This is a genomic window from Bacillus sp. SD075 (genome assembly GCF_017355165.1).
GTDB lineage: Bacteria > Bacillota > Bacilli > Bacillales > DSM-1321 > Peribacillus.
This window is the reverse complement of sequence record NZ_JADILK010000046.1, coordinates 25,263-35,585: the sequence shown is the minus strand read 5'-3', so window position 1 is coordinate 35,585 and position 10,323 is coordinate 25,263. Positions and strand designations below refer to the sequence as shown.

The following is a 10,323-nucleotide window of genomic DNA, read 5'->3' as shown; positions in this document are numbered from 1 at the left end:
TTTAAAGGAAAATGAAAATCAACATCAACAGGAAATCAATCAGTTAAATCAATCGATTGCTCTTCTTTCGGAGCAAGAAAATCACTATAAAACCGAGATTGATAACCTAGAGCATCTGATTATCGATTTAAAGGAAAATGAAAATCAACATCATCAGGAAATCGATCAGTTAAACCAAACGATTGCCCTTCTTTCGGAGCAAGAAAATCACTATAAAGCCGAGATTGATAACCTGGAGCAATTGATTATCGATTTAAAGGAAAATGAAGATCAACATCAACAGGAAATCGGTCAGTTAAATCAATCGATTGCTCTTCTTTCGGAGCAAGAAAATCACTATAAAGTAGAAATTGTTAATTTAGAAAAGACGATTAACAATCTAAAGGAAAATGAAAGCCAACATCAACAGGAAATAAAGAACTTAACCGAATCCATATCAGATTTAACAGATAAAGAAACTAATTATATACAAAAAATAGAAACCATAAATAAAACGGTAAATGATCAAAAAGAAAAAGAAATACATTATAAAGAAGAATTAGCAAAATATATTAAAGAACGAGAAAAAAATCATTTGCAACCAGCAGGAAAAATGGAAAAATCTTTTAATAATAATGGCAAACAACAGCAAGTTGGGAATACCCGTGTAAATATGGGGAATTTCAATTCGCCAATTAACAAAGAAGTGATTAAACAACCAAATGCGTTTCGATTCTCGATTGAACCAATCCAACAAAAAACCACAAACAACAATTTCAGTATGCAAACATCACATTGTCAAACACTCTTCCCCCCAAATAAACCGAGTTATACAGAAATTGATAGGACACAACAAAATTATTATTCCGGGATCATGTCTTCGTATCAGAAAAAAGATTACCCAGATACTAAATTAAATAACTCGAATACAGATTCATTAGATATTTTTTATAAAAAACATCCTTTATATAATTTACATTCAGCAGCCCCAAAAACAGCAATAGACCCATTTAAGAATTTTAGAAAGCATTAATAATAGCCTTTAAATGTACTCTCTTTAACTCAATAAACAATAAACAGAAACTTAGCTACTTTTTTTACCGGAGATCAAGGACTGTGATAATCCCCTCTTTATCTTCAATTTCACAGTCCTTGATCATTTCTTAATAATAATGAAAAATCCGCTACAAAAGGAGAGATAAATCAAGTGAAAACTCATCCTTTAATTTCGATAATCTTTCCAGCCAAGAATGAAGGGGAAAATGTGAAAAACACTCTTGATTCATTATTTTCAGTTGAAACACATTATTCCTTCGAAGTGATTATTATAAACGATGGATCATCAGATGATTGTTGCGATTTTCTTAATACCTATAAACACGCAAACCAGGTTACACTTTTTAAAACCGAAGGAATTGGAGCTGCTAACGCACGAAATTTAGGAGCAACAAAAGCTTCTGGAGAATTCCTGATTTTTTGCGATGCTCATTTACAGTTTGAAGATTTGTGGATTGATCATATAGTAGACCCCTTACTTACAGGAAAATCAGATGCAGTAACTCCAGCAATCGCTTCGTTTGGCAATTCCGATTTCATTGGCTATGGTCAGACCTTAAAATCAAATCTTAGAATTAAATGGAATTCTAAACAAAATGGACTCTTTGAAACTGCCGTATTACCCGGAGGATGTTTTATTATCTCAAAAAAAGTGTTTGAAGATGTAGGCGGATTTGAAACGGGATTTAAAACTTGGGGACATGAAGATGTAGAGCTTTCTATTAAGCTATGGCTGTTTGGATTTCGCTGTCATGCTTTGCCGGATGTAAAAATAATCCATTTATTCAGGAAAACTCACCCCTATGAAGTTAGCTATGATGAAGTTTATTATAATTTATTAAGGATGGCCTACTCTCATTTTAATACTCATCGCATACAAAAGTGCAAAAAACTCATGATCCATGTAAAAGCAAACCCTATTGAATCCCAAGTGCTCCTTGATGGAGTTAAAAAGCAGCGCCTGGACTACTTTCAAAAACGAAAATATGATGATGATTGGTACTTTACCAAATTTCATATAGATTTCTAGAATGAATACTCTAACAGGTTTGTTATAAGAGTAAAACTTGAAAATTTCTTCCTAAAAAACAGATTAATATATAGGGGTGAAAAAATTTGACGGTTAATCATGAACACCAATCTTATGCATCACCACTAACCTCAATTATCATCCTTACCCGAAATGGTCTTCCTTTTACAAAGGAGTGCATATCGAGCATATTTCGCCACACCAAGGAAAACTTTGAATTGATCTTAGTTGACAATGGGTCTACGGATGGTACCCTTGAATTTCTTAAAACCCTCCCTAATGCCAAGGTCATTGCAAACAAACAAAACAGAGGGTTTTCTGGTGGATGCAATCAGGGGTTTACTTTTGCAAGAGGAGAACGTATTGTTCTTCTGAACAATGACACTGTTGTTACAAAAGAATGGTTAAACCGACTACTATGCCAGCTCAATAAAAACCCTACCATTGGTATTGTGGGTCCTAGATCAAATTTTGTTGTCTCCCATCAAGCAATTATTCCAGCTCCCTATAAAACAATGGTACAAATGCAAAAGTTCGCTAACGAATGGGTAAAAGAGCATGATCAACAAGGCTATCAAGTGGATTACTTAAGCGGTCTTTGTATGGTTTTTAAAAGAAGCTTAATCGATAGGATTGGAGGTCTTGATGAACGATTTTCTCCAGGCTATTTCGAAGATACAGATTTCAGTTTAAGAGCTCAAATTACCAATAAAAAGTTATGGGTAGCAAATGATGTTTTTATTCACCATTATGGCAGCAGCAGCTTTAAGGTAAATAGAGCATTGCAAAAAAAAATCATTCAAGACAGCAGAAAAAAGTTCCTTCATAAATGGAAAATGATAGACTTGGAAGAGATTAAAGAAACTGTGGAACGCGAAAAGCCTTTCAATCGGGAACGTCATTATATTCCCTTTTGAATGTCTTTTTTATTTTCATAAACTCTAACCTTTAAGCTCAGATCCTATTTAGATTTCCCTTTGACGTTTATCAGATTATCTATATATGAAGCTATTCTTTCTGTAGAACCATCGATGCTATTAAATAAATCAAATAATGTCTTTTGTTGGTTTACCATAAAATCACAAAAAAACTTTTGATCACCCCTTAACTGATTAATAATTTTAGTTAACTCTTCTGGAAACTTTACATGTGTAAATTTAATATACTGTTCAGAGTAATTATCCTGGAATATTTGAATTACTGGTTTATTCAATGCTGCTGCTTCAAATATTGAAGTAGAAAAATCTCCAACAATAATATCAGCTTGCTTTATTAAATCATAGGTATTACCATCTTTTATGATTTGACTTGGCTTCATGTGCCCTTGACGAATATAGTTTTGACAGTCATCAAGTGAAGATGTAGGATGGAGCTTATAAATTACTTGAATATTATTGAATGGACTAATACCCTTAAAAAACAGGGCTAAATTTTTTGTATTGTACCCCTGTTTTGGAGAGCCCGTAAATATATAAAGAATAATCAAAGGTTCCTTTTCTTTCATTGTTTTTGCCATTAAAAAAAAGTCACTGTCCTCTTCTATTATGTCAAATCGAATTTGCTCAATTTTTGGATTTCCTATAACCTTAGTGTTAGGAGCATTCACCTTTTCCTTTAAAATACTATTAAAAAATTCCCCCCATAAAAACACCAGATCTGCCCCTTTAAAATCATGGTTACCACTATTATCTGGATTTATTAGACCATGTTGAATGAGAAAACTTTGTACAGGGTATCTTGTGGTCTTAATAGCATTAATACAACCTGGGTTTAAGATAAAATGGATGCTATACACACATTTAGGTCTTAGCTTAGTCAGCAAATTAGTTGTGAAAATCTTGTCAATAGCATAATTCCGATAAAATACCTGTAACCTTTTCTTTTGTGAAACATTTAGACCCATTTCATGACTGAATTCATCGAGATACCTAAGCATATTGCTATTAAAATATTTATTAGCCTTTTTATGTGTATTGTATTCCTTTAATAAATTCTCATAGTACAAAATATTCACTTTTTTAGAAAGCATATTTAAATTCGGAGAGGATTTATCATGGATTATTACATGGACAGATAACCCCTTTTCAGCGAGCCTATTTGCTACAGGAAAAAGGAGATACTCATAATCTTTTCGATAACATCCAAACATGAATAACACGTCCGATAAGTACCATTCATTCTGAAATGTATAAGTTTCTAAAGTGTTCCTTGAAAGATTCATTTTATAAAGACCCTTTAAATTCAAACCTTGATTATCATTTATTATTCCCCATCTATACAATAAATCCATATTTTCTTTTATAAAAACAGGGTATTTATTTAAGATGGTTTCCATATTATTTCGAGTGCTGTCTATACGATTATTTCTAAGTTCATTATAAATATACAATCCAGCTTCACTTCCAGTTAACCCCTTATTCATTTCTTTCTTGATTTCAGCTTGTGTTTTTGCATAGGACCATACCCTTGCTTCACGTAATTCCCCTATAAAATAACCATATTTTGAACCTCCAAAAATCCCCGATGCATACAGGGTATCCTTTGTAGTTGGCAGTCCTTTTTTAACGAACTCTCCGTTTATATATAAAAAAGGTGTTTTATTTTTATATACGACAGCTATATGTGTCCAATTTTTTATTAGGAAAAGATGTACTAAAGTGGCCGGTAAATGATTAACGGTATGTTCATATACTGAAATTCCATTATTCCCTATTGAAATACCTATTCCTGCTTCATTTTCTTGTTGACCATGCCCTGGAAACACGACATATTTTTGTCCACAGGTACCAGAAATCCCTACTACAGCTTCACGATCAATTTGATGTTCAGCAGATGGTTTAATCCAAAATTCATAAGTAAATGTATTTGTAAGGTCTTTCAGTAAAGAAGCAATTTTTATTTGTTCTTTACCTGTGAAGATTATGCTTTCTCCAGTCATATGGACACCTCAATTTCATACATTTCGTGACTCTAAATAATCTTAGATTTATAAACATAACTTTCTGACGAATAGACCTATTTATTTTATGAGGAGAATCCTCAATTAATGAATAACGTTTAACGATCTTTCCATTGGAGAAAATTTCATATTAAAGAAAGGCAAGAAATCTAAGAGTCTATGGATATGCCTATACTTCATTCTAATATGGGGGTCTTTGAATCTGGTAATATGTCCGACTTAATTATTCTATTTTCATTTTGTGACCAAAAATGATCGGGGTATAAATCCGCTCAATGTTTTGAATTTGCTCTGCCACATCGACTAAATTCCTTTTATCAGAAAAAAAGGCTTGGACTTGTTTGAAGAGACCAGGTTTAAATTCAGTATCATGACACTTTGGAAGATATACTTCTTCTACCCCAAAAGAATTATGCTTCATTATATATAGTCTCTCGAGGGGCTGAAGAACGAATTTGTATTGATCAGTCATCACTTCAATTCCCCATCTTCCTGGTGATTTCCAATTCGCATGATAACTGAATAATGCATCATTGATTGTCACGCCAGAACCTGTATAGATGGCAGCCTTAGGGTGCCAAGCTAGATGATCAGATGAATAACATTGTAATAATTTAGGTTTTCCCGCAATGAAAAATGCTAAGTCAATAACATGTGAAGAATTAGCAATTAGCCAGTTGCTTTTCACTTTATCCGAATTAACATTTTTTTCTATTTGCTTACTTAGTTCTGTAAAATCAAATTGTATTGACCGAATCGGATTATCTTCAGTGATGAAAGTTAACATCTTATGAACTGACTCATAAAACCTCCTATTGTATCCAATCAATACTTTTGCATTAAATATTTGGGAAGCGGCATGTAATTCTATTAATTCATCTGCACTAACTGCTCCTGGTTTTTCCAACAATATTTCTTTCACACCGTTTTGCATAAGAGTAATTGCCACTTCTTTTAAATGCTCTATGGAAACTGCCACGATAGCTCTTTCATATGAAGTCCCCTCATTCAGCAGTTGTTCTAAATTACCAAATAAGGCCTGCTTTCCAGTCAACTCATTAAATTGAATAGCTGTTTTCTCTGTTCTTGTGAATACATGAAAGGCTTGATTAATATTATTTAATACTTTTGCATACTCAATGCCCATATTTCCTGCTCCAACAAGAAGAGTGGGTTTTATGTGATTGGGCATTCAATCACCTCATGATCTAGAATTTCCGAAAAGAAAGTATTCAAATTATTAATTAAATTTACATGAAGCTTTTTTGATGACTCATAATCTGGGAGAGAGCATTTTTCAAATAATAATAAATCGCTCACCAAAAGAGAGGTAATTGAACTTTGCTTTGGATAGTTGATAACCTTTTCTATAACTTCATTATTTTGAATATTTTCGATCTTCATTTTCTCAGAAAGAGGGAATACCGTCCAAATCTCTTCATTAAACTTAAATCTTATAAAATAATTAGGACTAGATTTGTGGTTCGAAGAAATGACCAATTTATCTCCTTTATTTGTATAAGCAGTTAATGTTCCTAAAACTTCTAAATAACCTTTTCTCTTACTTTCAATTACATCTTCCAATTGATTCATTTCAAGATTTACATCTAGACAATTTGTCAAAAATGCAAACAAATCTAATTGATGAATGCTGTTACACCCAATTCCGAAATTTCTATATTCAACATGATAGCTTAAATTAGAATATATTCTCTCTTTCAATTCCTTAAATATAGGAACGGTTCTTAACGGACAATTCACCCAGCAACCATTTACATTATATTCCTTAAGAAGGGATGACATCCTGTCATAGTCACTCTCTTTTTGGAATAACACTTTTTCTAAAATTAGGTATTTTACTGTCGTATTTTTTAATATACTTTCTGAAACCTTCAATCTGACTTTTGAGTTAGTAGCAACAATACATAAGTCAATTTGTTCCGGAATATTTTGTATTGATTCAAAAAAATAGCATGTTTTCTCGAGTGAATTAGATGCCTCATAGCACTTTTGTACACGGTTTAAAGCTTCCAAGTTAGGATCAATAACATAGATGAATAGAGGTAAATCAGACTTTAGCAGTCCTTCGAAATGTCTAAATCCAATATTCCCACATCCGATAATTATAACTTTAAACAATTATGATCTCCTCCCTATTTATGAATGTTTTAAAATAATTTCTTGTATTTTCTTTTTTGCTAACATAGGAGCTTGTTCTACGGCTTTAAGGGTCTCTGTTAAAAATTTATTCCCTTTCTTTTTTAAAACATCCATATAACTTGGTTCTGTTGTTACTCTTGTTAACACGTTAATTAAATCCTCCGGACTCTTAATTATTTCACCAGCTTGAGCTTTTGCTAAATGAGCATGGTGTTGATTGTTATTAAAGTTATAATGGTAAGGAATACTGGGTTGTAGGATTAAAAGGGGTTTATCTAAAAGTGCAGCTTCAATCGCAGTATTGGATGATATTGTCATTAAGCAATTAATATAATGTAAAAAATCGTACAATGGGTAATCACTTGATAGGATCTTTACATTTTTATTTTTGCTTAATAACGGATATTCGTGTTTATCGCCACTATGTTTTTTGATTAAAATGGTTACCGGAAAATTCTTGGGTATTGCTTCTATCCATTTTTCAAGCTGGACATTGGTAGATTGAAATGGTTGAGATGTGAAACCTAGGATTTGATGATGATATGGAATATTAAATTTTTGATAAAACATTTCTTTTGAACTAACTGGACCTTTCATTTCATAATAAAATCTTAGATTTCCTATCTCAGTAAGCTTATCCACTTTAACCTTTCTCTTAATAAACCATTGTTTTTGATTTTCCCCCCATAAAAGATAATAATCTGCCCTTGAAGGAATTATAGTCCGGTCTCCAATTAAAAAAACTGGCATATTGATCAAAGGTATTTTATATTTTTTTGATAGTAGTCCAAGTATTGCACCAAAAATACTTGCCTCTGATGGAATGATAATCACAGCTGGTTTCGATTTCAAAATTAACTGTTCTAGAATATAAACCCATTTAACCGATGTGATACAGACTTTTAACAACCAGTGCTGAAAAAATGATGTACTGAAATAATAATGTTGTGGAATGGCCTTTAATAAATGTTCCACCTTTGCTTTTATAAGCACCTGTTTCTGATTTATCACCTGGTTATTAAGTTTTGAGAGTTCATTTCTAAATAGATATTTTTCAAACTGCTTAGGGAGAATATTATTTTGCACTTTATCTTGAACACCAAACAAAGTGACTTTGTATTCCTTTAGTTGATCAACCGCAAAGTCATAGTAATCTTCCGAAAGCAATATTGAATTCTTATTTTTAGGGATAGTAACCGGAGAAATTTTTTCAAAGGTTAATAATATCCGACCAATATCACCCATTGTCTGAAATCTATTTTGTTTCCGAAGACCGCTAATAATGTCTGGATTCATACGGTTTTTATCAATAAATGGTTTAATATGCACATCAAATTGTGCTGCTAAACATTGTGCTAATGGTAAGCCATATATTTTTATCGAAGAAAAGTAGTGAAAAAAATCGTATAATAAATTGTATTTCAATAGATGATAATCATTTACCTCAATTTCACCGTACATAAAAAGCCCTCCCGTAAAAAATTACTTGCTCTCTAATACACCAGTTTTTCCAACACTTAATTTTCATTCTTTCATGAACCAATTACTCATAAAATAACTCTTAGGATTAAGTTATTAACATTCTCAGTATGTTAATTTCATTCCTCCCTAAGATTTTAGAATTGATGGGAGATGATTTCTTTTATTTTTGTTTTTGCTAAAACAGGAGCCTCCTTAACAGATACAAGTGTCTCAGACAAAAATTTATTTCCCTTCTTTTTTAAATTATCTATATAACTAGGCTCAGAAGTTACTTTTGTTACAACATCAATTAAATCTGCCTTATTTTTTATTATTTCTCCAGCTTGAGCTTTTGCAAAGAAAGCATTATTTTGATTATAACTCAATGCATAATGATAAGGGATGATTGGCTGAAGGATGAGAAGTGGCTTATCAAGGATAATAGCTTCAAATGCAGTAGTGGATGCAATAGTCATTAAACAATTAATATGATGTAAAAAATCGTATAATGGATAATCACTAGAAAGGATTTTTACATTCTTTTTTTTTCTTAATAACGGGTATGCATATTGATCGGCCTTATGCTTTTTAATTATAATAGTTACCTGAAGATTACTAGGTATTGCTTCAATCCACTTCTCAACCTTATCATTCGTATTTAGATATGGTTGGGAAGTAAAACCCAGAATATAATGATTGCTTGGTATATTAAACTTTTTATAAAAAGATTCTTTTGAACTAACAAGGTCTTTCTTTTGATAATAGAATTTAATATTACCCGTTTCAACAATCTTATCTTCTCTAATATTCCTTTTAATAAACCAATTCTTTTGATTACTCCCCCAAACAAAGTAATAGTCGGCTCTAGAAGGAATTAAGATTCGATCTCCAATGGTCAGAATTGGCATATTAATAAAAGGGATTTGATATTTTTTTGATAGAAGTCCAAGAATCGTACCGTATAGACCCGCTTCTGAAGGAACTATGATTACTGAAGGTCTCTTTGTTAATAACAATTGTTCTAAACAATAGACCCAATTGGTAATACTCATGCAAGCTTTAATAAACCATTGTCGAAATAATGTATTGCTAAAATAATAATGAGAAGGTAGAGTTTTGAACCTATGATCAATCTCTGCTTTTAGAAGTTGTTGTTGATGTCTTATAGCCTCAATCCTCACGCTTTTATATTTATCACTAAGGTAATTTTTAAATTCTTCCTCATAAAATTTGAATTCATATTTTTTTAGTTGATCAAACGCAAAGTCATAATAGCTCTCTGAGAGCAAAATGGACTTTTTATTTTTTTGTATTGTTAAGACAGGAACATTATCAAATGCTATTAATTTTTGATTAATATCTCCCATTGTCTGAAAATTATTTCGCATCCCAAAATCATTTATAAGCTTTTGATTTTTCCGGTTTTCATCAACGAATGGTTTAATATATGTTAGAAACATACCCACTAAACATTGTGCTACGGGTAAACCAAACATTTTAACTGGTGAAAAATAAACGAAAAAATCAAATAATAAGGAGTATTTCACCAAATGATAATCATTTACCTCATTTTCGCCGAACACTGTATTCCCTCACTTTCTATATTAATGTTTATTCTCACTTGCTACCTTATAATTGAAATCCTTACCTAATTTATCCCCCCCACCGACAAATAAAC

The 10,323-nt window shown here is 31.8% G+C and carries 8 protein-coding genes; 3 read left to right on the top strand and 5 right to left on the bottom strand.

Annotated elements, in window-relative coordinates:
• From IOC57_RS21305 to IOC57_RS21295, 3 genes are all read left to right on the top strand, one after another.
• Positions 1-1,012 (top strand): hypothetical protein (locus IOC57_RS21305; RefSeq protein WP_207440579.1); only part of this gene is annotated, 1,012 nt, incomplete at its 5' end.
• 174 nt (positions 1,013-1,186) lie between these two features.
• The gene (locus IOC57_RS21300; protein WP_207440578.1) at positions 1,187-2,065 is read left to right on the top strand and encodes a glycosyltransferase family 2 protein; all 879 of its coding nucleotides are present in this window, start codon (positions 1,187-1,189) and stop codon (positions 2,063-2,065) included.
• A gap of 86 nt (positions 2,066-2,151) precedes the next feature.
• Positions 2,152-2,982 carry a glycosyltransferase family 2 protein gene (locus IOC57_RS21295; RefSeq protein ID WP_207440577.1) on the top strand — a complete coding sequence of 277 codons (831 nt, stop codon included), beginning with the start codon at positions 2,152-2,154 and terminating at the stop codon, positions 2,980-2,982.
• 44 nt (positions 2,983-3,026) lie between these two features.
• Here IOC57_RS21295 and IOC57_RS21290 read toward each other — a convergent pair whose 3' ends face one another.
• From IOC57_RS21290 to IOC57_RS26370, 5 genes are all read right to left on the bottom strand, one after another.
• Complete coding sequence (locus IOC57_RS21290; RefSeq protein ID WP_207440576.1) at positions 3,027-5,003, bottom strand: LamG-like jellyroll fold domain-containing protein; 1,977 nt, start codon at positions 5,001-5,003, stop codon at positions 3,027-3,029.
• 244 nt (positions 5,004-5,247) lie between these two features.
• Positions 5,248-6,216 (bottom strand): Gfo/Idh/MocA family oxidoreductase, encoded by a 969-nt coding sequence (locus IOC57_RS21285; RefSeq protein ID WP_207440575.1) that lies wholly within the window; start codon positions 6,214-6,216, stop codon positions 5,248-5,250.
• Positions 6,201-7,163: a Gfo/Idh/MocA family oxidoreductase gene (locus IOC57_RS21280; RefSeq protein WP_207440574.1), complete on the bottom strand. Its 963-nt coding sequence runs from the start codon at positions 7,161-7,163 to the stop codon at positions 6,201-6,203. Before IOC57_RS21280 ends, IOC57_RS21285 begins: the two co-directional genes overlap by 16 nt.
• An 18-nt stretch (positions 7,164-7,181) precedes the next feature.
• The gene (locus IOC57_RS21275; RefSeq protein WP_207440573.1) at positions 7,182-8,645 is read right to left on the bottom strand and encodes a CDP-glycerol glycerophosphotransferase family protein; all 1,464 of its coding nucleotides are present in this window, start codon (positions 8,643-8,645) and stop codon (positions 7,182-7,184) included.
• A 155-nt stretch (positions 8,646-8,800) separates the two neighbouring features.
• Complete coding sequence (locus IOC57_RS26370; RefSeq protein ID WP_207440572.1) at positions 8,801-10,228, bottom strand: CDP-glycerol glycerophosphotransferase family protein; 1,428 nt, start codon at positions 10,226-10,228, stop codon at positions 8,801-8,803.
• Positions 10,229-10,323: the final 95 nt, after the last annotated feature.

Excerpts from the sequence above, each read along its gene's own strand:
- IOC57_RS21290 (WP_207440576.1), bottom strand. The coding sequence starts at position 5,003 with ATGACTGGAGAAAGCATAATCTTCACAGGTAAAGAACAAATAAAAATT.
- IOC57_RS21285 (WP_207440575.1), bottom strand. The coding sequence starts at position 6,216 with ATGCCCAATCACATAAAACCCACTCTTCTTGTTGGAGCAGGAAATATG.
- IOC57_RS21275 (WP_207440573.1), bottom strand. The coding sequence starts at position 8,645 with ATGTACGGTGAAATTGAGGTAAATGATTATCATCTATTGAAATACAAT.